General features: G+C 61.4%; 15 protein-coding genes and 1 other RNA gene. 13 read left to right on the top strand and 3 right to left on the bottom strand.

Annotated elements, in window-relative coordinates; genetic code table 11:
• Nucleotides 1–73: 73 nt before the first annotated feature.
• Both ssrS and GKG34_RS03070 read right to left on the bottom strand, forming a co-directional pair.
• A non-coding RNA gene (gene ssrS, locus GKG34_RS03075) (6S RNA) lies at nt 74–278 on the bottom strand.
• A 22-nt stretch (nt 279–300) separates the two neighbouring features.
• On the bottom strand, nt 301–612 hold the full coding sequence (locus GKG34_RS03070; RefSeq protein WP_044954017.1) for a DUF1292 domain-containing protein: 312 nt from the start codon (nt 610–612) through the stop codon (nt 301–303).
• A 239-nt stretch (nt 613–851) separates the two neighbouring features.
• On the opposite strand from GKG34_RS03070, the gene GKG34_RS03065 reads away from it, so the two are divergent.
• Nucleotides 852–1,595 (top strand): peptidylprolyl isomerase, encoded by a 744-nt coding sequence (locus GKG34_RS03065; RefSeq protein ID WP_243139198.1) that lies wholly within the window; start codon nt 852–854, stop codon nt 1,593–1,595.
• A gap of 231 nt (nt 1,596–1,826) precedes the next feature.
• Here GKG34_RS03065 and ruvX read toward each other — a convergent pair whose 3' ends face one another.
• Entirely contained in the window at nt 1,827–2,258 is a 432-nt protein-coding gene (ruvX, locus tag GKG34_RS03060; protein WP_044954016.1) for a Holliday junction resolvase RuvX, read from the bottom strand.
• Between the two features lie 142 nt (nt 2,259–2,400).
• Here ruvX and GKG34_RS03055 point away from each other — a divergent pair, with 142 nt between their 5' ends.
• From GKG34_RS03055 to smc, 12 genes are all read left to right on the top strand, one after another.
• Complete coding sequence (locus GKG34_RS03055) at nt 2,401–5,757, top strand: PD-(D/E)XK nuclease family protein (RefSeq protein ID WP_154255574.1); 3,357 nt, start codon at nt 2,401–2,403, stop codon at nt 5,755–5,757.
• Complete coding sequence (locus tag GKG34_RS03050; RefSeq protein ID WP_154255573.1) at nt 5,754–9,476, top strand: UvrD-helicase domain-containing protein; 3,723 nt, start codon at nt 5,754–5,756, stop codon at nt 9,474–9,476. Before GKG34_RS03055 ends, GKG34_RS03050 begins: the two co-directional genes overlap by 4 nt.
• 362 nt (nt 9,477–9,838) lie before the next feature.
• On the top strand, nt 9,839–10,417 hold the full coding sequence (gene infC / locus GKG34_RS03045; protein WP_005944384.1) for a translation initiation factor IF-3: 579 nt from the start codon (nt 9,839–9,841) through the stop codon (nt 10,415–10,417).
• A gap of 18 nt (nt 10,418–10,435) precedes the next feature.
• Nucleotides 10,436–10,639: a 50S ribosomal protein L35 gene (rpmI, locus tag GKG34_RS03040; RefSeq protein ID WP_005928215.1), complete on the top strand. Its 204-nt coding sequence runs from the start codon at nt 10,436–10,438 to the stop codon at nt 10,637–10,639.
• A gap of 54 nt (nt 10,640–10,693) precedes the next feature.
• Nucleotides 10,694–11,044: a 50S ribosomal protein L20 gene (gene rplT, locus GKG34_RS03035; RefSeq protein ID WP_005928218.1), complete on the top strand. Its 351-nt coding sequence runs from the start codon at nt 10,694–10,696 to the stop codon at nt 11,042–11,044.
• A 203-nt stretch (nt 11,045–11,247) separates the two neighbouring features.
• Complete coding sequence (locus GKG34_RS03030; protein WP_097775255.1) at nt 11,248–12,030, top strand: RNA methyltransferase; 783 nt, start codon at nt 11,248–11,250, stop codon at nt 12,028–12,030.
• Nucleotides 12,027–13,163: a DNA-processing protein DprA gene (gene dprA / locus GKG34_RS03025; RefSeq protein WP_154255572.1), complete on the top strand. Its 1,137-nt coding sequence runs from the start codon at nt 12,027–12,029 to the stop codon at nt 13,161–13,163. Before GKG34_RS03030 ends, dprA begins: the two co-directional genes overlap by 4 nt.
• A 128-nt stretch (nt 13,164–13,291) precedes the next feature.
• Nucleotides 13,292–15,376 (top strand): type I DNA topoisomerase, encoded by a 2,085-nt coding sequence (gene topA, locus GKG34_RS03020; RefSeq protein ID WP_097781621.1) that lies wholly within the window; start codon nt 13,292–13,294, stop codon nt 15,374–15,376.
• A 12-nt stretch (nt 15,377–15,388) separates the two neighbouring features.
• Nucleotides 15,389–16,762, top strand: coding sequence for a methylenetetrahydrofolate--tRNA-(uracil(54)-C(5))-methyltransferase (FADH(2)-oxidizing) TrmFO (gene trmFO / locus GKG34_RS03015; RefSeq protein ID WP_154255571.1), 1,374 nt, complete (start codon nt 15,389–15,391; stop codon nt 16,760–16,762).
• A gap of 15 nt (nt 16,763–16,777) precedes the next feature.
• On the top strand, nt 16,778–17,794 hold the full coding sequence (gene plsX, locus GKG34_RS03010) for a phosphate acyltransferase PlsX (RefSeq protein WP_154255570.1): 1,017 nt from the start codon (nt 16,778–16,780) through the stop codon (nt 17,792–17,794).
• Nucleotides 17,795–18,025: 231 nt separating this feature from the next.
• On the top strand, nt 18,026–18,700 hold the full coding sequence (rnc, locus tag GKG34_RS03005) for a ribonuclease III (protein WP_005944374.1): 675 nt from the start codon (nt 18,026–18,028) through the stop codon (nt 18,698–18,700).
• On the top strand, nt 18,701–22,258 hold the full coding sequence (gene smc / locus GKG34_RS03000; RefSeq protein ID WP_154255569.1) for a chromosome segregation protein SMC: 3,558 nt from the start codon (nt 18,701–18,703) through the stop codon (nt 22,256–22,258). It begins immediately after the preceding gene.
• Nucleotides 22,259–22,268: the final 10 nt, after the last annotated feature.

Raw genomic sequence — 22,268 nt, 5'->3', positions numbered from 1 at the left:
CAAGATAATAAAAAATCCACACACTGCATCTCTGCAGAAAGTGCAGAGGACAGAGGTGGATGGATTGCTATAAAAAGATCCCGCCCGGTCGTCTGCGGTCAATCAAACCTACCCTTACGGACAGGTGGGTGCCCTGTCTCCGGGTTCGCGCTTCCTCATCGAGCCTTCATGGTCGCCCCATGACGGGGAGGTCTGCAATCCACCGGGGAACTCCAAGCTCCCGTTGAATGATTAGTAGGATCATATAAACCGCAACAAATCGAGCCGGGCAGGAAGTTTTGCCGGGTAATTTGTCTGGAATTATTCTTCGATGTCGTACTCGTCGCTCAGGCGCTCTTCAAACAGCTTGCCCAGCTCCAGCAGCAGTTCGTCGTCATCCACGACATCCAGATATTCGCCTTCATCATCCTCGCCAACGCTCAGAATGACCAGCTGAGCATTCTCAGCTTCCTCTTCGGTCTCGGCGTATTCCACAGCAGCCAGATAATGCACACCCTTGTGGTCCAGCGCATCGATCACCTCAAATGTGATCTCGTTGCCGTCCTCATCCTCCAGGGTCATCAGGTCGGGCTGATCTTCTTCGGTATTAGGGTTCTTGATTTCGTCAGACATAGATATTGTCTCCTGTATCGTGTCATAAAACGGGCTGTTTGTGTGCCGCCCGCTTGGCCTGCATATAGTGTAGCGTTTTTTTGCCTGCTCGTCAAGATGCTTTTTCGCACAGAAATTGTGCAGCAAATTTTCACGCATTTGCTCTCGCACTCTGCGGCAGAATATGATATACTATCCTCTGAATCTTCTGTGCACGGTGTGCCGTGCAGGTTACTATAGAGTATGGAGCGTGGGCGGAAATGATGCATAAAAAAAGATGGGCGGCGTTTGTGCTGGCAGCGGCGCTGGCGCTGACGGGCTGCAGTGCCGGGAGCTTTCTGCACTTTGGCAAAGGCAGCGGCGGCAGTACAGTCCAGAAGATCGACCGCCCGGCAGTGGAATCGGCAGAGCTGCAGTTTGCCCACCCTGCGGCGGGGGACACCATTGCGGTGTTCGATACCTCGGCAGGCGTGTTCAAGGCGGTGCTTTTCCCGGATAAGGCCCCGCAGGCCTATGATAACTTTGCAGGCCTTGTGCAGGCAGGCTACTACAACGGCCTGACCTTCTCCCGCGTGGAGAGCGGCTTTGTGGTGGAAGCCGGGCAGGGGGCCGATGGCAGGGGCAGTACCATCTGGAACGGCAGCCGCTACCCGGCTGAGACCACCGACAGCCTGCACCATTATTCCGGTGCCCTGTGTATGGGCACCGATGCTTCCGGCGAGTGCGCCAGCGTTTTTTACGTGATGCAGACGCTGCCGGGAGAGCAGTCTGTGACGCAGGAGCTTGTGGACCAGATGAACAGCGCGGGCTACCGCGCGGAGGTGGTTTCGGCCTATCAGACCGTCGGCGGCGCGCCTTATCTTGACTACACCGATACCGTGCTGGGGCAGGTGTACGAGGGCATGGACGTGGTGGATGCCATCGGCCAGACCGCCGTGGACGAAAACCAGAAGCCCCGTGAGGACATCACCATCAACAGCGTGAGCATCGAGACATATCAGTGAACCAAAAGGCACCCGCAGCGTTCAAAACTGCGGGTGCCTTTTTTATAACTCCTTCAGTCGCCTGCGGCGACAGCTCCCTCAAAGAGGGAGCCCTTGGCAGTGCGGCAAAGTTTTCCTTTTCGCCAGAGCCTCCCTCAATGAGAAAGACTTCCCCCGGCCGGGGGAAGATGTCACGCAAGTGACAAAAAGGGGAGCAGTGGCATCGCGCCAGCGATGACGGAAGGAGTTGAATCAAATCTCCCCCGGATGTTCCTTCCGCCATGCAAGATAATCGTCCAGAATGACGGTGGCGCTGACCGAATCCAGGATCTCCTTGCGCTTTGTGCCAAAGGTGCCGCTTTCGTCCAGAATGTCGGCGGCGGCGCAGGTGGTCTGGCGCTCGTCCCACATGCGCACCGGCAGGCCGCTCCAGATCTCGACCGTCTTTGCCAGCTTGCGGCTCTTGATGGCGCGTTCGCCCTCGGTACCATCCATGTTCAGCGGCAGGCCGATCACGATCAGCTCGGCTCCGATCTCCTTGGCCACTTCGCACACCCGTGCCGCCACCTTGTTGCGGGCTTTCAGGGTGATCTGCGGGGTGATGGCCGTTGTAAGGAACTCGGTGCGGTCACAGGTGGCAAGGCCGGTGCGGCTGTCGCCGTAGTCAACAGCTAAAATTTTCATACAGGCTTCCTCTCTTGTGTGGAAAAGTTTGTCGGTCCAAGTGTACCACAGCTGCAGGCTAAAGGGTAGATAATAACACTTTTTTTGAGAGGATTTTCGTGTTACAATAAACACAGATCGTTTTTTTAGGAGGAAGTGCCCCATGCTCAAACTGGTTTTAGGCGGCTCCGGCAGCGGCAAGACCACCCTGCTCTATTCCCGCATCCGCGCCCGGGCCGAGGCAGGCCGGCGCAGCATCCTTCTGGTGCCGGAACAGTTCACTTCCAGCACGGAGGGCCGCATCTACCGGGAGCTGGGCGATGCTCTTTCTGGCATGGTGGAAAGCTTTTCCTTTACCAGTCTGGCCGAGCGCATCCTCTCTGCCGAGGGCGGCGCGGCGGTGCAGACCCTTTCGGACGCGGGCCGCGCCGTGCTGGTGCGCCGCGCGCTGGAAGAGCTGCAGGATCATGTGCATTACTACTACCGCCACCGCCGCAGTGCGGCCTTCTGCCAGATGGCGGCCCAGACCATCGACGAGCTGAAAAGTGCCGGCCTTTCCGGCGCACAGCTGTCAGAGCTTGCGCCGGACTGCGGGCCGGAAAGCGGCAAGCTGAGCGAGCTGGCACTGATTTTTCAGGGATACGAAACGCTGCTGGCGGGCACCGGCATGGACCCCGCCGACCGGCTGGAGCTGGCGGCTGACCGGCTGGAAGCCGCTCTTGCCCGGGGCGAGCTGCCGGACTTTCTGCGGGAGCGGGAGGTGTTCATTGACGAGTTCGATACCTTCAACGCACCCAAAAAGCGGCTGATGGGCGCGATGCTGGCGGCGCTGCCCACCGTCACGGTGGCCCTGTGCGACGACGGTGCGCCCATGGTGCCGGGGGATATGGGGCTTTTTTCCGGCGCAAAGCAGGTGGCCGCACAGCTGCGGCAGCTGGCCCGCAAAAACGGTACTGATGCGGCAGTGCCGGAGCTGCTGCGCCGCGACCTGCGCCATAAGGATGCGCCCGGCCTTGCGGCTGTGACAGAGCTTTTGGAGACTGGCACCTGTGAGGTGCCGCCCGCTGCGCCGGAGGTGCGGCTGTTTGCCGCTGCCAGCCGGGAAGAGGAAGCCCGCTGCACCGCTGCGGCCATCCGCCGCCTGATGCGGCAGGGCGTGCGCTGCGGCAAAATGGCCGTGGTCTGCCGCAATATCCCGGATTACCGTGCGGCCATCCGGTACGAGTTCCGCATGGCAGATATCCCTCTTTACTGCGATGAACCCACCACCCCGGAGTTCAGCGCCCCGGCTACGGCGGTGCGTGCACTGCTGGCACTGCTGCGCGGTGCGGATATGACCGAAAACCTGACCATTCTTGCCAAGACCGGCCTGTGCGCTCTGACCGAGCCGCAGGTCTGCGCGCTGGAAAACTATGCCTATACCTGGTCACCCAATGCGGCGGCATGGCGCACAAAATTTGAGAAAAGCCCCAAGGGCTTCGGCGAAAATGAACTGTCCGATGAGGATGCAAAAACGCTGGAGGATGCCGAGACTGCCCGCCAGCTGCTGGTAACAGCCGTGGACGAACTGCGCAGCAAGGTGCGGGGCGGCAGCGCCGAACAGATCAGCCGGGAACTGTATTTCTGCCTGAAAAAGCTGGGTGCAGAAGAGCAGCAGGCAGCGCTGGTGGAAGCCGTCCGCACTGCCCGGGGCATCCCGGCGGCAGAGGAAGCGGCCCGCGAGTGGAACGTGGTGATGCAGCTGCTCAACGAGATGGCCCACCTGCTGGGCGGGCAGGGTGTGACCTTTGCAGAATATGAGGACCTGTTCAGCCTGCTGCTGCGCTCTTCGGACCTTGGGCACATCCCGCAGACGCTGGATGCCGTGGTGCTGGCAAGCGCGGGCAAAATGCGTCTGGACGCGCCGGACTATGTGTTCGTGCTGGGCCTTGCGGAGGGCGAATTTCCCTGTGCACCGTCCGAGACGGGCCTTCTGACCCACGCCGACCGCGATGTTCTGATGGCAAAGCAGATCGATCTGCCGGACTGCTTTGAGAACCGCGTGGTGCGCGAGCAGGTGTGCGTTTACAAAGCCCTCACCGCACCGGCAAAGGGGTTGTGGCTCAGCTGGCCCAAGGGGCAGGGCAAGACCCTGTGCGCAGCGCTGGAACCCATCGTGGAAGCCCTGCACCCGGCGGCACCGGAGCTGGAGCTTCCCGACCTTGCAGCCACCCCCGCCGATGCACTGGATACGCTGGGCGGCTGGCCGCTGACCGACACGGAACGCGCCAGCCTGACTGAGGTGCTGCGTCTGCCGCAGACGGATGCACCCCGGGGCCTTGCGCTGCTGCGCCGCATGGAGGAGGACCCGCCCCGGCAGGTGAACGACCTGTCCGCGCTGAGCGGCTTGCTGGGGCAGCGGCTGCGCATCTCGCCCAGCCAGCTGGAAAAATACTATACCTGCCGTTACGGCTATTTTTTGCAGTATGTGCTGGGCCTGAAGCCCCGCAGACGGGCTGAGCTTTCTGCCGACCAGAGCGGCACCCTGATGCACTGGGTGCTGCAGATGGCGCTGGACCCGCACCCGGATGCGGATAATCCCTGCGCCGGGCTGGCCCCATTTCTGGAGCTGGACGATGATGCCATGGCAGAGCTTGCCAGCCTGCTGGTGGATAAATATGCAAAGCGTTATCTGCCGGAGGATACGGCCCGGTTCGCCTATCTGCTCTCGCGGCTCAAAAAAAGCATGACAAGCCTTTTGTGCTACCTGCGGGACGAACAGAAGCAGTCCTGCTTCCACCCGGCAGCCTGTGAGCTGCGCATCGGCTCCGGGGAGGACGCCGTGCCCGGGCAGGTGTATCATCTCTCGGACGGACGCACGGTGCAGCTGGTGGGCACGGTGGACCGTGCCGACGAGTGGGTGGAGGAAGACGGCACCCGCTGGGTGCGGGTGGTGGACTATAAGACCGGCACCAAAAAGCTGAACCTGAAAGAGGTATACTGCGGGCTGGACTGCCAGATGCTTTTGTATCTGTTCAGCCTGACGCGGGATAAGAGCGGCCGCTTTACCGGTGCGGAACCGGCAGGCGTGCTGTATCTGCTGGCAGACCCGGCCCCCAAGACCACCAACCGCCAGCAGGCACAGCAGGACGTGCAGTACGAGCTGGACGGCCTTGTGAGGGACGAGCAGAAGGTGTTCGATGCCATGGATGCGGATGAGACGGGCCGCTACCTGCCCTTTGGCTACCGCAACGGTGTACCCAGCCCCAGCCAGAAGGATAAGCGTGCCGATATTGCAAAGCTCAACCGCATCCAGCTGCATCTGGATGATCTTGTCACCCAGATGGGCCAGCAGCTTTACGATGGGCAGATCGCTGCGGAACCGCTGGTGGCCGGGGCGGGCAGGAACCCCTGCGTCTGGTGCGACTACAGCTTTATCTGCTGCCACGAGACCGGCATCGGCGAACGGGCACTGGAAGCCCCGGCCAAGCCCTTTGAGCCGGAAGAAGCCGACGACGGAAAGGAAGGTGAGCAGGCATGAGTGAGCCCAAATGGACTCCGGCCCAGCGCGCTGCTATTGAGGACCGGGGTGGTGCGCTGCTGGTGAGCGCAGCGGCGGGCAGCGGCAAAACGGCCGTGCTGACCGAACGCGCGGTGCGGCTCATCACCGATCCGGACCACCCGGTGGATGCGGACAAACTGCTCATCGTCACCTTTACCAATGCGGCGGCGGCAGAGCTGCGGGCACGCATCGGGCAGGCACTGCTGCGGCTCAGCCAGCAGCAGCCCCACAACACGAGCCTGCGCCGCCAGCGGATGCTTTTGCAGCGCGCACCCATCTGCACCATTGACGCGTTCTGTCTGGACCTGCTGCACAAGCACTTTCAGGCACTGGACATCCCGCCGGATTTTGCCCCGGCAGATCCCGGCAGCGTGGAGGTGCTGCGGGCTTCGGCGCTGGCCGAAACGCTGGAAAATGCCTACCGCGACCCGGACTTCTGTGCCTTTGCAGACCTTTACGGAAAGGGCCGCACCGATCAGGCCGCAGGCAATACCATCCTGCATGTGTACGATTTTCTGCGCGCTCTGCCGGACTACGACCGCAGGCTGGACGAATATCTGACACCATGGCAGCGGGAAAACGGCTTTGCTTTTACCTGCTGGCATGACCTGCTGCTGGCGGAAGCGGCCCGCTGCGCAAAGGCCGCGCGGGAACTGCTGACGGCAGCACTGGCAGACTGTAAGGAAGATTTTGTCCTTGCACAGGCACAGGCCGAGGAAAAAGGCAAGACCGCTGCTTCCAAGGCAAAGGCCGTGGCCGGTGTCAACGATAAATTTGCAGAGCCGCTCTCCCGGCTGGAAAGCGCCGCCGCCCTGCTGGGCGAGGTGGAACGGCTGGCTGCGGCAGGGCAGTGGACACCGCTGTACGATAAGCTGACACCCTATGTGCTGGGCATGGAGGAGATACCCGGCTTCAAGGGCATGAAAAAACGGCTGACCGGCGATCATAAGGCGGCGGTCAGGACCCGCGCAGACGAAGCCGCCAAGCTGTTTGAGCACATTACGGAGCTTGTCTCCTGCAGCGAGGAGGAAGCCGAAGCCGACCGCAGAGCGGCCCTGCCCCGGCTGCGGGCGCTGTTTGCCGCCGTGCGGGATTTTGATGCCCGCTTCTCGGCAAAGAAAAAGGAGCGCAAGCTGCTGGAATTCAGCGATTTTGAGCATCAGGCCCTGCGGCTGCTGCGCACACCGGATGGCGTGTGCACCCCGCTGTGCCAGAGCATCCGGCAGAGCTATGCCGCCGTGATGGTGGACGAATATCAGGACACCAACGCTTTGCAGGATGCCATTTACCGCTGCCTTGCTTCCCCGGCGGGGGATGACCTGTTTCTTGTGGGCGACCTGAAGCAGAGCATCTACCGCTTCCGTCAGGCCGACCCAAGCATCTTCCGGGCTAAGCTGAATGCATGGGCACCGTTGCCCAGCGGCACTGCCCGCCCCCGCCCGGAGGAGGGTACGGCAGGCGGAAACGCTCTGCTGGCGCTGGATGCGAACTTCCGCTCCGCCCCGCAGGTGGTGGCAGGCATCAACTTTATCTTTGAACAGCTCATGACCCCCCAGCTGGGCGATACGGCTTACGGCGACGGCCAGCGGCTGGTGTGCGGTGCACCCGGCGACTACGCAGGCAGCGTGGAAGCGCACTTCCTGCCCGACGACACCGCTGAGACCGACGCGGCGTGGATCGCCCAGCGCGTTGAAGAACTGGTGAAAAACGGCGAACCAGTGCGGGACGGCAGCTCCACCCGCCCGGTGCAGTACGAGGATTGCTGCATCCTGCTGGCGGCGCGCGGCGACTTCCTCGCTTATGAGGAAGCGCTCACGGCCCGGGGCATCCCGGTGTATGCGGATGCGCGCGAAAACTTGATGGAAGCAGCGCACATCCGGCCGCTGATCTCGCTTTTGAAGGTCATCGACAACCCGGCGCAGGATATCTACCTTGCCGCCGCCATGCTGGGGCCGATGTTCGGCTTTACGGACGACGACCTTGTACGCCTGCGTGCCCAGAGCGCCGCAATGCAGAAAAAGGCGCAGGAGGAACAGGGCGCGAAGGAAACGGGCAAAAGGGCTTCCCGCATGAGTCTGTACGGCGCAGTGCTGCAGGTGGTGCAGAATGACGATGAAACGCCGTTCACCCAAAAGGTGAAAGACTTTTATGACCGGCTCACCACACTGCGGCGCATGGCCCGCAGTGCCCCGGCAGAACAGCTGCTGGAAGAGATCTTTGTCTCCACCGGCTATCTTGCCGCGCTGGGCGTACTGGAAAACGGTGCGCACCGCCGGGAAGATGCCCGGCGCTTTGCGGCTTTCTGTGCACAGACCGGTGCAAACGGCATCTCGGCGCTGGTGCGTGCCATCGACGCGGCGGCGCAGGCCGGTTCTACCGGGCAGGACACTGTGCCCGGCGGTGCGCGGCCTGGCTGTGTGACCATCATGACCATCCATCGCTCCAAGGGTCTGCAGTTCCCGGTGGTGTTCGTGGGCGACACGGCCCGGCACTTTAACCTGAGCGACACTTACCAGCCGGTGCTGCTGCACCGGGAATACGGCGCGGGCCTGCGCCTGCGCCCGGAACAGGGCGAGAGCATGTACAAGACTGCAGCCTACGCAGCCCTTGCCAGCGTCCATGCGCAGGAAACGCGCAGCGAGCAGATGCGCCTTTTATATGTGGCGCTCACCCGTGCACAGGATAAGCTGATCCTCACGGTGCCGCTGGGCATGACCAAGACCGGCAATCCCTTTGCCAAGGCGGCAGCATTCCTTGCTGCGGGCGCGGGAGAAACGCTGAACCAGCAGGCGGGCAGCTTTGCCGACTGGCTGCGTGCAGCGCTGCTGGTGCATCCCTTCGGCGGGCCGCTGCGGCGGCTGGCAGGAGATCTGGAACTGCCCTTTGTGTTTACGGAAAGCGAGATCATGGTCACGGTGCAGGAAGCTCAGCCGGAGCCGGAAACACCGGAACAGGAACCGGAAGCGGCAGAGCCTGTCCCGGCAGACCCGGCATTGGTGGCTCAGCTGCAGGAGGGCTTTGCATGGCGGTATCCGGCGGCAAAACTGGCTGCGGTGCCCGCCAAAGTCAGCGTGACCAGCATCGTGCACAAGGCCGAGCAGACCACGCTGGAACGCCCTGCTTTCCTCTCCAAAGACGGCCTGACCGCCGCCGAGATGGGCACGGCTCTGCACGCTTTTCTGGAACACGCGGACTTTGCCTCCCTTGCTGCTGCCAAAGCGGCGGGCACGCTGGAGGAAGCCATCCTTGCAGAGCGCCAGCGGCAGGTGGACACCCGGCTGGTGGCCCCGGAAATTGCGGAAAAACTCAATGCAGGCCGCATCCGCCGCTTTGCCGAGAGCGAAGCCTTTGCAAAGATCTGCGCAGCCGAAAAGGTGCTGCGGGAGCTGGCCTTCATCACGGCGCTGCCCGCGTCGGCCGTGCTGACGGCACAGGGAGCTTCCGCGCAGGAAGCCGCTGCCGTGCAGGATGAGCAGGTGCTGGTGCAGGGCATTGCAGACCTTGTGCTGGTGTTCCCGGATCATCTGGAACTGCTGGATTACAAGACCGACCGCCGCAAGACCGAAGCGGACTTCCTGCGGGCCTACCGCCCGCAGCTGAACCTCTATGCCCTTGCCATCGATAAGCGCTTTGCGCCAAAGAAGGTAACGTATAAGGGCATCTACTCGCTGGAGCTGGGGAGGCTGATCGAAGCGTAGGAGGAAAACCCTCTCAGGCATCGCCTGCGGCGCTGCCAGCTCTCCCGAAGGGCGAGCTTTGTGCAATAACCGGAAAGTTTGCCTTCTCGGTAAAAGCTCCCCCATTCGGGGGAGCTGGCGCGTCAGCGCCTGAGAGGGTTCAAAAGTCATATTTTTCCCGCAAAACGCATAAAAAGTGCTTGACAGCGCTTTCTGCCTGTGGTAGAATAACCGGGTAAAGAAAGCAGCTACGGCCTGTGCCGCGCTCGCCTTGCGAGGGAAAGATCCCCCGGGCTATACCTGAAGGCAGTTCATTATGAATGGACTGCGGCTTTGAGTGAATTTTTGCGCGGCTGTCCTGGAAATGGGCGGCCGCGTTTTCTATGCCAAATATTGCAACAAAATGGATTTTGTTTGGAGGTGCATTCATTATCGCTACCGCTGGAAAGTCGAAGGAACTGGAGATCAACGGTCAGATCCGTGACCGTGAGGTCCGTCTGATCGGTGCAGACGGCGAGCAGAAGGGCGTTGTGTCCATTCAGGTGGCCATGCGCGCTGCTGAAGATGCTGGTCTGGATCTGGTCAAGATCGCACCGCAGGCTGTTCCGCCTGTGTGCAAGGTGCTGGATTACGGCAAGTACCGTTTTGAACAGCAGAAGAAGGAGAAGGAAGCCAAGAAGAACCAGAAGGTGGTCGAAGTTAAAGAGACCCGCCTTTCGCTCAACATTGACACCAACGACTTCAATACCAAGCTGAACCAGACTGCCAAGTTCCTGGCAGCTGGCCACAAGGTTAAGGTTTCGATCCGCTTCCGCGGCCGTGAAATGGCGCACAGTGCTCTGGGCGCAGACGTGCTGAAACGTTTTGCCGAGGCTCTGCCTCAGGCATCCACCGATAAGCCGCCGGTGCTCGAGGGCCGCACGATGTCCATTCTGCTGATCCCGAAACCCAATAAGGACTAATTTTAGGAGGAAACTAAAATGGCTAAGATGAAACTGAAGACGCACTCTGGCGCTAAGAAGCGCTTTAAGCTGACCAAGAACGGCAAGATCAAGCGCGGCCACGCATTCCGCAGCCACATCCTGACCAAGAAGACCACCAAGCTGACCCGTGGCTACCGTCAGCCCAGCTACGTTGATAAGACCAACGCAGCTACCATCAAGAGCATGCTGCCCTACGCCTAAGAGCGAGCCGCAGGCAAACACATTCTATTGAGACAACTAAAGGAGATATAAAAAATGGCACGTATCAAGGGCGCAACCATGACTCACAAACGTCGTAAGAAGATGCTGAAGCTGGCCAAGGGCTTCTACGGCTGCAAGAGCAAGCACTTTAAGATGGCCAAGCAGCAGGTCATGAAGAGCGGCAACTACGCTCTGGCTGGCCGCCGCATGAAGAAGCGTCAGTTCCGCAACCTGTGGATCTGCCGCATCAACAACGCAGTTCGTCCTCTGGGCATGAACTACTCCACCTTCATGGCTGGTCTGAAGAAGGCTGGCATCGAGCTGAACCGCAAGATGCTGTCTGAGATGGCTATTAACGATCCCAAGAGCTTTGCAGCTCTGGTCGAGACCGTCAAGAACGCCTGATTAGGAACTTGAATCGTGACGCCCGCGCGTATACGCGGGCGTCCGTTTTGTATCCGGGGTTCTTACGGCAGGGGAACATGTTTTTCAGGGCAGCGCCCTGCCGCAGGAACACTTTGTGGCAGACGCTGCCCTTTTTGCATTTTTTGAACAAGACGGCAGACTACTTTTTGAACGACAGTACAGCGAAAGGTTGAATACACACGATGGACGAAAAAATCACCAGCCGGGAAAACGCAAAGATCAAATACGCCTGCCGCCTTTCTTCCAGCGCGGCATTCCGCCGCAGCGAGGGCCGCTTTCTGGCCGAGGGCCGCAAGCTCTGCCCGGAGCTTGCCCGCGGTGCGCAACTGGAGACCTTGTTTTATACGGAAAGCGCTATGGCAAAGTGCCCGGAGCTTGCTGGTCTGCCCGGTGAACACTACCTTGTGGAAGACCATGTGGCCGATAAGCTGGCCGATGTGGGCACCCATCAGGGAGTGTTCGGCGTGTTCCGCACCCCGGTGCACACACTGGACGAAGTGAAGGCCGGCGGGCGGTATCTGGCGCTGGAACGGGTACAGGACCCCGGCAATGTGGGTACCCTGCTGCGCTCTGCTGCGGCCTTTGGCTTTGACGGTGTGATCTTGAGCGACGGCTGTGCCAGTGTGTATGCCCCCAAGACCCTGCGCGCTTCCATGGGTGCGGCAGTACGCATCCCGGTGATCGAAGCCGGTGCCATGCCCGATGCCATCACCCAGCTGCGCGCAAAGGGGATCACCTGCCTTGCTGCCGCGCTGTACAAGTCTCAGCCGCTGAGCGCGGCGCAGGCAAGCTACCCCGGCGGCGTTTGCGTCGTCATCGGCAGCGAGGGTCAGGGCCTGACCGATGAGACCATTGCTGCCTGCAGCAGCACGGTGCGCATCCCCATGACCGACCGGGTGGAAAGCCTGAACGCCGGCATTGCGGGCAGCATCCTGCTGTGGCATTTCCGGGAGGAAAGCCTATGAGCGGCCTTGCAGGGCAGACCAGCCTTTTCCCGCCGGAGCCTGCCCCGGATCCGCTGCTGTGCTGGCTGTGGCTGGCCCATGTGCTTGGCCCGGCCAGCGTTCACGCGGGCCGTGTGCTGGATGCCTTTGGCGGTGCACAGGAAGCATGGGAAGCCCGCGATACGGCAGAATTTCGTCTTGCAGCGGGGGAAGCAGCCGCTCTGCGGGCGCAGCAGCTGGCCCCGGAACAGTACCACCCGCTGGTGATGCGGTGCGATGATCTGGGTGTGCGCATCCTGCCGTTTGACGACCCGGACTATCCGCTGGCGTTTTCCCGCATCCCGGATATGCCGCTGGTGCTCTACTGCACCGGTGATCCGCTCTGGCTCAACGAGCCGGGCGCGGTGGGCATCGTGGGCAGCCGCAAGCCTACCGAATACGGCCTGAACGCAGCGGCGGACATTGGCGGGGAACTGGCCAAAAGCGGCGCTTTGATCGTCAGCGGCCTTGCGGACGGGCTGGACAGCGCCGGGCACCGCGCTGCTGTCAAAAACAACTGCCCTACCATTGCTGTGATGGGCGTGCCCATCGACCGCACCTATCCTGCGGCCAATGTGGTGCTGCGGCACAAGATCGAGCAGAAGGGCTGCGTGATCAGTGAGTACCCGCCTCGCAGTGAGGGCGTTGGCCCAAATGGATTTTTGCAGCGCAACCGGCTCATTGCGGCGCTCAGCTCTGCATTGCTGGTGGTGGAAGCGCAGGAAAAAAGCGGCACCATGTCCACCGTGTCTCACGCCGAACGCTATGGCAAGCCGGTGTTCGCGGTGCCGGGCAGCATCTACTCGCCCAATTCTGCAGGCACAAACGGCCTTTTGCGGGACGGCAGAGCGCGTGCCGTGTGTTCTGCTGCGGACCTGCTTGGCCCGCTGGGCCTGCGCCGGCAGAGCGCAGCGGCGGTGACGGCAAAGCAGCCGGAGCCTCTGAGCGAGAATGAGCGGAAGGTGCTTTCCTGCATCGGGCCGCAGCCCCTTGGCATTGAGGAGCTTTGCGTGCGCAGCGGCCTGCCCACAGCGGTGCTGCTGGGCACCCTGATGAAGCTGGAGCTTTCCGGCCGGGTGCTGTGCATGCCGGGCAAGCGGTATGTGATAAAATAGTATAATTTCTGCTGGCGCAGCACACAACAGCTGTGGTATGATATAAAAATAGAGAATCCCGTACTGTGCAGTTGCACGGTGCGTTTCTGATAGAGAAGAAAGAAAATTTGAAATGGGAGTAAACTCGAATGGCGAAACTGGTTATCGTGGAGTCGCCTGCTAAGGCGAAAACCATTGGCAAGTATCTGGGCGATGATTACGAGGTCACCGCAAGCATGGGCCATATCCGTGACCTGCCCGCTTCCCAGCTGGGCATCGATGTGGAGCACGGCTATGCCCCACAGTACATCAGCATCAAAGGCAAGGAAAAGCTCATCAAGGAATTGAAGAGCAAGGCCAAACACGCAGACGGCGTGCTGCTGGCAACCGACCCGGACCGTGAGGGCGAAGCCATCAGCTGGCATCTGGCAAACATTCTGGGGCTGGACCCCCACGAGCCGAACCGTGTGACCTTTGACGAGATCACCAAAAAGGGCGTGAAGGAGGGCATGGCCCATCCCCGCGCCATCGACGAAGATCTGTTCAACGCACAGCAGGCCCGCCGTGTGCTGGACCGTCTGGTGGGCTACAAGCTCAGCCCGTTCCTCTGGCGCAAGGTGCGCCGGGGCCTTTCCGCAGGCCGCGTGCAGAGCGTGGCCGTGCGCCTGATCGATGACCGCGAAAAGGAGATCGAGAGCTTCAAGCCCGACGAATACTGGAACGTGGATGCCACCCTCGGCGCAGGCCACAAGAGTTTTACCGCCCGGCTGGCCACCGATGCCAGCGGCAAAAAGCTGCTGCCCAAAAGCGAAGCCGAGGCCCGCGCCATTGAAAAGGGTCTGGAAGGGGCCGAGTACGTGGTGGCAGAGCTGAAAAAGGGCAAGCGGGCAAAGCAGCCCACTCCGGCCTTCATCACCAGTACCCTGCAGCAGGAGGCATCCCGCCGCTTGGGCTTTACGGCCACCCGCACCATGCGCGCTGCCCAGACCCTGTACGAAGGCGTGGACATTGCAGGCCACGGCACCATGGGTCTGATCACCTACATGCGTACCGACAGCCTGCGCATCTCGGATGAAGCCGTTGCCGCCGCAAAGGAATATATCGCAGGGGCCTACGGTGAAGCCTATATCTGCCCCTACAAGCGCACATGGAAGACCAAGAGCGCCACTGCCGCACAGGATGCCCACGAGGCCATCCGTCCCTCGGTGCCGTCCCTGACACCGGACGAGGTGGACAAGAGCATCAGCGGCGACACCGCAAAGCTCTACCGCATGATCTGGAGCCGCTTCATGGCCAGCCAGATGGCAGACTGCCAGCAGGACACCGTGTCCGTCACGGTCAGCGCGGCGGACTACCGTTTCAAGGCCAGCGGCTATACCGTTACCTTTGACGGTTTCACCGTCCTGTACGAGGAAGCCACCGACGAAAAGGAAAAGAAGGAGACCGCCCTGCCTCCGCTGGAGCAGGGTCAGGTGCTGAAGCTGCGCGACCTCAAGAGCGAGCAGAAGTTCACCCAGCCGCCCGCCCGCTACACCGAAGCGACCCTCATCAAGGCACTGGAAGAAAACGGCATCGGCCGTCCCTCCACCTATGCGCCCATCATCACCACCATCATCGACCGCGGCTATGTGGAGCGCGACCAGAAAAAGCTCAAGCCCACCCTGCTGGGCCGGGCGGTGGATGGCCTGATGCTGGAGCAGTTCCCCCACATCGTGGATGTGGACTTCTCCGCCCAGATGGAAAAGAATCTGGATAAGATCGAGAGCGGCAAGGCCGACTGGCACAAGACGGTGGATGACTTCTACCAGGGCTTTGCGGCAAGCCTCGAGCAGGCCGAAAAGAACATGGAAGGCAAGAAGGTCAAGGTGCCGGATGAGCCTTCCAGTGAGGTATGCGACCTGTGCGGCCGGCCCATGGTCATCAAGGTGGGCAAGTACGGCAAGTTCCTGGCCTGCAGCGGCTTCCCGGAGTGCCGGGGCACAAAGCGGCTGGTCAAGGATACCGGCGGCATCTGCCCCAAGTGCGGCAAGGGCCGTATGCTGGAGCGCAAGAGCTCCAAGGGCCGCATCTATTATGGCTGCGAGCGCTACCCGGACTGCGACTTTATGACATGGGACATGCCGGTGCCCACCAAGTGCCCCAAGTGCGGCAGCACCATGTTCCGCAAAGGCTCCAAGCTGTATTGCGCAAAGGAAGGCTGCGGCTACGAGATGCCGGTGCCGAAAAAGGACTAAAAGGATAAAACTATGAACTATAAAGTAACCGTGCTGGGCGCGGGTCTTGCGGGCTGTGAAGCCGCCCTCTGGCTGGCGGGCAAGGGCGTGCAGGTAGACCTGTACGAACAGAAGCCCGTGCATTTTTCGCCCGCACACAAAAGCGCAGGCTTTGCAGAGCTGATTTGCTCCAACAGCCTGAAAGCTGAGCGGCTGGACTCTGCTTCCGGCCTGCTGAAGGAAGAGATGCGGCGGATGGGCAGCCAGCTGCTGAACGCCGCCGAGACGGCCCGCGTGGCCGCTGGCGGTGCGCTGGCGGTGGACCGCGACGCATTCAGCGCCGAAGTGACCCGCATGGTGGAAAGCTGTGAAAATATCACCGTCCACCGGGAGCAGGTGGAGCACATCGATGCATCTGCCCCCATTCTGGTGGCCACCGGCCCCCTGACCGACGGCGCACTGGCCGATGAGATCGGGGCCTTGACCGGGGACGAGCGTCTGCACTTCTACGATGCTGTGGCCCCCATCGTCACCGCTGAAAGCCTTGATTACAACAAGGTGTTTGCCGCCTCCCGCTATGACCGGGGCGAGGCCGACTACCTGAACTGCCCTTTCAACAAGGAAGAGTACGAGAAATTCCACGCAGCTCTCGCTTCGGCAGAGCGTGCCCCGCTGCACGACTTTGACACCGGGGCCGAGCAGTCTGCTCAGCCCGACCCGGATGCCCACGGCAAAAAGGCCGACACCGTCACCGTGTATGAGGGCTGTATGCCCATCGAAATTATGGCCGCCCGGGGTGCCGACACCATGCGCTTCGGCCCGCTGCGCCCGGTGGGCCTTGTGAATCCCAACACCGGACACCGTCCATGGGCCAATGTCCAGCTGCGGGCCGAAAATAAGGAACGCACCCTGTATAACATCGTGGGCTTCCAGACAAACCTCAAGTGGGGAGAGCAGAAGCGGGTGTTCAGCATGATCCCCGGGCTGGAAAATGCCGAGTTTGTGCGGTACGGTGTCATGCACCGCAACACCTTCCTCGATGCGCCCCGGGTGCTCAGCGCCCAGCTGTGCCTGAAAGAACACCCCAATGTGTTCTTTGCGGGCCAGATCACCGGCTTTGAGGGCTATATGGAAAGCGCTGCCTGCGGCCTGCTGGCGGCCCGCAGCCTGTATGCCCGGCTGGAAGGCAAAGAGCTGCCCGCCCCGCCTGCCGACACCATGTGCGGCGCACTGGTGCAGTACCTGACTACCGAGAACAAGCACTTCCAGCCCATGGGCGCGAATATGGGCATCCTTCCTCCGCTGCCGGAGAAGAGCCGCCCGCGGGACAAGCGCCTGCGTTACATGGCACAGGCTCAGCGCGCTGTTGCCAGCTTCCAGCACTGGCTGGATGAAACTTCTCTTTAAGAAGGGAGAAAAGCTATGAAGATTATCGTGGATATGATGGGCGGCGACAACGCCCCTCTGGCGGTGCTGGAGGGTGCCGCACAGGCCGTGAAAGAGTACGGCATCACCGTCGTAGGTGTGGGCGACGAAGCGCTGGTGCGCAAGACCGCACAGGAGAACAGCATCCCGCTGGACGGCATTGAGCTGGTGAACTGCACCGAGGTCATCGATATGTGCGATGAGCCTGCCCGTGCCATCCGCCAGAAGAAGGATTCCTCCATCGTGGTGGGCTTGAACATGCTGAAAGACGGCAAGGGCGATGCCTTTGTTTCCGCCGGCAGCACCGGTGCGCTGCATGTGGGCGCAAGCCTCATCGTGCGCACCCTCAAGGGCATCAAGCGTCCGGCTCTGGCTACCATGGTGCCCGCCAAAAAGCAGGCTTATCTGCTGCTGGACTGCGGTGCCAATGTGGAGTGCCGCCCCGAGATGCTGGCAGCCTTTGCCGTGATGGGCAGCTGCTATGTGAACAAGGTGGAAGGCCGCTGCAGCCCCAGCGTGGCGCTGGCCAACAACGGTGCCGAGGAGAGCAAGGGCACCCCCATGCTCAAGGAAGCCCACCAGCTGCTCAAGACCACCCCCGGCATCCGCTTTGTGGGCAACATCGAGCCCCGCGATGTGCCGGGTGGCGAAGTGGACGTGGTGGTGTGCGACGGCTTCACCGGCAATGTGATCCTCAAGCTGACCGAGGGCGTGGCAAAAATGCTGCTGGGCATGCTGAAACAAATGTTCCTCGCAAACCTCGGCGGCAAGCTGGCCTATCTGCTGCTCAAGGGCAGCGTGGCAGACCTGAAGCACCAGATGGACAGCGAGGAGTACGGCGGCGCACCCTTCCTGGGGGCCAAGCAGCCGGTCATCAAGGCCCACGGTTCTTCCAAAGCCAAGGGCATCAAGAACGCCATCCGTCAGGCAAAGATCTGCGTGGAGAACGATCTGTGCGGCACCATGCAGTCTGCGCTGGACGAGCTGGCTGCGGCACAGAAAACTGAGGAATAAGGGAAGCGGGCTTGCCCTCTCCGTCATTGCTTCGCAATGCCACATTCCCCACTCTGTCGCTATTGTGACATCTCTCCCCGGCCGGGGAGAGTCTTTCCTCAGAGTGAGAGGCTTTGGCAGTTCGTGCAGACTGCATCGATTTGCCAAGGGCTCCCCCTTTGGGGGAGCTGGCGAACGGACGTGAGCCTGAGAGGGCGAGGATGCTGACCATCAATAAGGGAGCTAAAACATATGAGCCATCAGTTGGAAACAATTATTGGTTATAAGTTCAAAAACCCGGAGCTGCTGGAGATCGCGCTCACCCATACCAGCTATGCCAACGAGAGCCGCACCCCGGTCAAGCACAACGAGCGGCTGGAATTTCTGGGCGACAGCGTGCTGCAGATCGTCTCGGCAGACTATCTGTTCCACGCCTATGCCGACCGGCCGGAGGGCGATTTGACCCGCATCCGCGCCAGCCTTGTCAGCGAGGGTGCACTGTTTCAGTTCGCGCAGGAGATCGATCTGGGCGAGTACCTGCGCCTTGGCCGCGGCGAAGAGCGCTGCGGCGGACGCACCCGCCCCAGCGTTGTGTCCGATGCGTTTGAAGCGCTGATCGCGGCTTTGTATCTGGATGGCGGCATGGATGTGGCCCGCAGCTTCATCCTGCCCTTTATCACCGAGGGCAAGCACGCCGAGGCTGACTATAAGACCCGCCTGCAGGAGATCGTGCAGCAGAACCCGGAAGAGCGGTTGAGCTATGTAGTAGAAAGCGAGTCCGGCCCGGATCATGACAAGCATTTCGTGGTGGCTGTGCGGTTCAACTCTGACCGCGTGGCCCGTGGCGAAGGCCGCAGCAAAAAGGCCGCTGAGCAGTGCGCCGCAAAAGAAGCGCTCAAGCTGCTGGGTGTGATAAAGGAAAAGTAAATGGTATTCAAGGAACTGGAGATCCAGGGCTTCAAGAGCTTTCCCGATAAAGTCAAAATTCGGTTCGACGCAGGCGTTACTGGCGTGGTAGGTCCCAACGGCTCCGGCAAGTCGAACCTTTCGGACGCAGTGCGCTGGGTGCTGGGCGAGACCAGCTCCCGCCAGCTGCGCGCGGCAGGCAAGATGGAGGACGTGATCTTCGGCGGCACCCGGCGGCGCGGAGCCATGGGCTTTGCGCAGGTGCGGCTGACGCTGGATAACGCAGACCACACCTTTGATGTGGATGCGGACGAAGTGACCATTGGCCGCAAATATTACCGCTCCGGCGACAGCGAGTATACCATCAACGGGCAGGTGTGCCGGTTGAAGGATGTGTACGAACTTTTGCTGGATACCGGCATTGGCCGCGACGGCTACTCGGTCATCGGGCAGGGCCGCATTGCGGAGATCGTGGCCGCAAAAAGCAGTGAGCGCCGCGAGATCTTTGAGGAAGCCTGCGGTATTGCCAAGTACCGCTACCGCAAGACCGAGGCAGAACGCCGCCTTGCTGCGGCGGGCGAAAACCTTGAACGCCTGCGGGACATCCTTGGCGAGCTGGAAAGCCGGGTAGGCCCGCTGGAAAAAGAGAGCGCCAAGGCAGAAAAGTTCCTCGAGCTGGCCGCACAGCGCAAAACGCTGGAAGTGACCCTGTGGACCGACGGTGTGCACCGCGCGCGTGAAGCCGTGCGCCAGCAGGTGCGGGACTACGAGACAGCACAGGCCGACTACGAGCGCTTTGACCGGGAGACGAAAGCCGCCGAGCAGGAGGCTGAGGAGATCCGGATGCAGGCACAGCAGCTTACGGTTGCTGTTGAGCGCCTGAATGGGGATATCCGCAGCATCACCGAGCAGATCAGCGGGTCGGAGAGCCGTATCGCTGTGCTGGAAAACGACATCCTCCGCAACGAGGAGAGCGCCGCATCCCTGAAGGAAGAGATCAGCGCCGGGGAACAGGACAGCACCGAGGCACAGGCCGCCTTGCAACGCCACCGGGCCGTGGCAAAGACCATGGAAGCGGAGGGCGAAAAGCTGGCGGCAGAGATCGATGCGCTGAACGCGGAGATCGCACGTCTGACCGATGCTAGCAGTGCCAGCGGTGCCCGCAAGGATACCCTGAAAGCAGAACTTGCCGGCCTGACAGCCCGGCGCACCGAAGCGCAGGTGGCGCAGGCCGCTGCCGAAGCTGCCGGGGAAACAGCCCGCCAGCGCCTGCCTGCCCTTGAGCAGAGCGTGCAGGAAAGCACCGCCCAGCGGGACGAAGCAAAGCAGGATCTGGACGACACCATCAAGTATCGCCGGATGCTGGAAGAAAACGAGAAGCAGCTGGCAAATGTCCGTTCCGGCGTGGAACTCAAGCTGAAAGGCCGCAAGGCTGCGCTGGACGATGCCGACGCAGCAGAGCAGTGCCTTGGCCGTGAGCTGGATGCGGCCCGCCAGCGCCTTTCCGTGCTGCGGGAACTGGAAAAGAACATGGACGGCTACCAGAACTCGGTCAAGGCCGTCATGCGTGCTGCCGGTGCCCGCCGCCTGCGGGGCATCATCGGGCCGGTGTCCGCCATCTTAAAGGTGGAGCCGGGCTGTGAAGTGGCTGTGGAAACAGCTCTGGGCGGTGCGCTGCAGAACATCGTGGTAGAGAACGAAGCCGCTGCCAAAGCGGCCATTGCCCTGCTGCGCAATGACAATGCAGGCCGCGCCACCTTCCTGCCGCTGGATACCGTCCAGCCCGGCGTGTTCCGTGGCCGACTCTCCGGTACGGCACGGCTTGCCTCCAGTCTGGTGCAGGCCGACCGCCGGTATGACAACATCGTATCGAACCTGCTGGGCCGCATCATCGTGGTGGACGACATCAACGAAGCTTCTCGCGTGGCGCGGGACAACGGCTTTCGCAGCAAGGTCGTGACCATGGATGGTCAGGTGATCAATGCAGGCGGCAGCTTTACCGGCGGCAGCGTCCAGCGCAGCGCAGGCCTGTTCACCCGCAAGCAGGAGATGGAAGAGCTGCGGGTGAAAGCGGCCAAGTTACAAAAAGACTGCCTTGCTGCACAGGAAAAGACCGACCGCTGCAAAGAGCAGGTAGATGCCCTTCAGGCAGAGCTGACCGCCACGGCCAGTGAACAGATCACCGCCGCCAACGACAAAGTGCGTGCCGAGGCAGAGCAGAAGCGGCTGGAAGCTGCTGCCGCCCAGCTGGAAACGGCCCGCAGCAACGGCCAGCAGCAGATCGACGCTTTGCAGGCGGCCATGACAGAGAGCCGTGGCAAAGTAGAGGAAGCTGCCAGCCTGCAGGCCCGGCTGACGGCAAAGATCGACCTGCTGACGGCGGAGATGAACCGAATTGCCGAAGGCGACGACAACTTTGTGGCCCAGCAGACCGAACTGAGCCAAAAGCTCAGCGCAAAGCGGCTGGAACAGGTGACCCGCCAGAAGGATGCAGAACTGGCCTACAGCCAGATCGCAGCGCTGCAGCAGCGGGCACAGGATGCCGCTGCCCGCCGCGCCACGCTGGAAGAAAGCCTTGGGGCACTGGCACAGCGCAGCGAGAGCTGCCGGGCAGAAATTGCAGCCATCCGGCAGGCAAAGTCCGACAGCCAGACCGAGATCGCCCAAAAAGAAAAGGCCATCCGCGAAGCTACCGAACAGCGGCTGGAACGCCAGCAGGCTGAAACAGCGGCACTGAGCCGGGCGCGCACTTCCTCCGACAGCCGCGAGGAAATGGGGCGCGAGATGGCCCGCCTTGCAGAGCGCAAGGCCGCTGCCGAGACCGAGTACGACCAGACCGTGGCAAAGCTGTGGGATGAATACCAGCTCTCGGTCAGTCAGGCAGAGAACCTTTGCGTGGAGTTTGAAAGCCTGACGGCCCTGCGCGCACAGGTGGCCGACCTGCGCGGCAAAATTCGCGCCCTTGGCAGCGTGAATGTGAGCGCCATCGAGGAATACAAGGAGGTCAAGGCCCGCTACGATGCCCTGATGCATCAGGTGACCGATGTGGAGGAAAGCCGCAATGAGCTGACCCGCATGATCTCCAAGCTTTCGGCACAGATGCGGGAGATCTTCTCCGACAGCTTCCGCGCCATCAACGAAAACTTTGGCCGCGTATTTACCGAGCTGTTCGGCGGCGGCGAAGCCAGCCTTGTGCTGGAGGATGAAAGCGATGTGCTCTCCTGCGGCATTGGCATCCGGGTGGCACCGCCGGGCAAGGTGATCAAGAATCTGGAAGCGCTTTCCGGCGGCGAGCAGGCGCTGGTGGCCATCAGCATCTACTTTGCCATTCTGGCGGTCAACCCGGCCCCGTTCTGTATTCTGGACGAGATCGAAGCCGCTCTGGACGATGCCAATGTGGTGCGTTTTGCCCAGTACTTACGCCGGGTGAGCGACAAGACCCAGTTCATCGTCATCACCCACCGCCGCGGCACAATGGAAGCCGCGAATGTGCTTTACGGCGTTACCATGCAGGAGGACGGCGTGTCCAAGCTGCTCAAGCTTGATCTGGAACAGGTTGACGCAACGCTGGTTTCCTGATATATATTAA

Origin of the sequence: Faecalibacterium sp. BIOML-A4, assembly GCF_009679665.1 — a bacterium.
Lineage (GTDB): Bacteria > Bacillota > Clostridia > Oscillospirales > Ruminococcaceae > Faecalibacterium > Faecalibacterium taiwanense.
Note: the sequence above shows the minus strand (reverse complement) of the source record. Positions and strands in the feature narration are given on the sequence as shown.

What these genes read in the sequence shown, in the direction of transcription:
- rpmI (WP_005928215.1), top strand. Translation starts at nt 10,436, where the DNA reads ATGGCTAAGATGAAACTGAAGACGCACTCTGGCGCTAAGAAGCGCTTT.
- smc (WP_154255569.1), top strand. Translation starts at nt 18,701, where the DNA reads ATGGTATTCAAGGAACTGGAGATCCAGGGCTTCAAGAGCTTTCCCGAT.
- rnc (WP_005944374.1), top strand. Translation starts at nt 18,026, where the DNA reads ATGAGCCATCAGTTGGAAACAATTATTGGTTATAAGTTCAAAAACCCG.
- GKG34_RS03055 (WP_154255574.1), top strand. Translation starts at nt 2,401, where the DNA reads ATGCTCAAACTGGTTTTAGGCGGCTCCGGCAGCGGCAAGACCACCCTG.
- topA (WP_097781621.1), top strand. Translation starts at nt 13,292, where the DNA reads ATGGCGAAACTGGTTATCGTGGAGTCGCCTGCTAAGGCGAAAACCATT.
- plsX (WP_154255570.1), top strand. Translation starts at nt 16,778, where the DNA reads ATGAAGATTATCGTGGATATGATGGGCGGCGACAACGCCCCTCTGGCG.
- dprA (WP_154255572.1), top strand. Translation starts at nt 12,027, where the DNA reads ATGAGCGGCCTTGCAGGGCAGACCAGCCTTTTCCCGCCGGAGCCTGCC.
- infC (WP_005944384.1), top strand. Translation starts at nt 9,839, where the DNA reads ATGCCAAATATTGCAACAAAATGGATTTTGTTTGGAGGTGCATTCATT.
- ruvX (WP_044954016.1), bottom strand. Translation starts at nt 2,258, where the DNA reads ATGAAAATTTTAGCTGTTGACTACGGCGACAGCCGCACCGGCCTTGCC.
- rplT (WP_005928218.1), top strand. Translation starts at nt 10,694, where the DNA reads ATGGCACGTATCAAGGGCGCAACCATGACTCACAAACGTCGTAAGAAG.
- GKG34_RS03070 (WP_044954017.1), bottom strand. Translation starts at nt 612, where the DNA reads ATGTCTGACGAAATCAAGAACCCTAATACCGAAGAAGATCAGCCCGAC.
- trmFO (WP_154255571.1), top strand. Translation starts at nt 15,389, where the DNA reads ATGAACTATAAAGTAACCGTGCTGGGCGCGGGTCTTGCGGGCTGTGAA.
- GKG34_RS03065 (WP_243139198.1), top strand. Translation starts at nt 852, where the DNA reads ATGATGCATAAAAAAAGATGGGCGGCGTTTGTGCTGGCAGCGGCGCTG.
- GKG34_RS03050 (WP_154255573.1), top strand. Translation starts at nt 5,754, where the DNA reads ATGAGTGAGCCCAAATGGACTCCGGCCCAGCGCGCTGCTATTGAGGAC.
- GKG34_RS03030 (WP_097775255.1), top strand. Translation starts at nt 11,248, where the DNA reads ATGGACGAAAAAATCACCAGCCGGGAAAACGCAAAGATCAAATACGCC.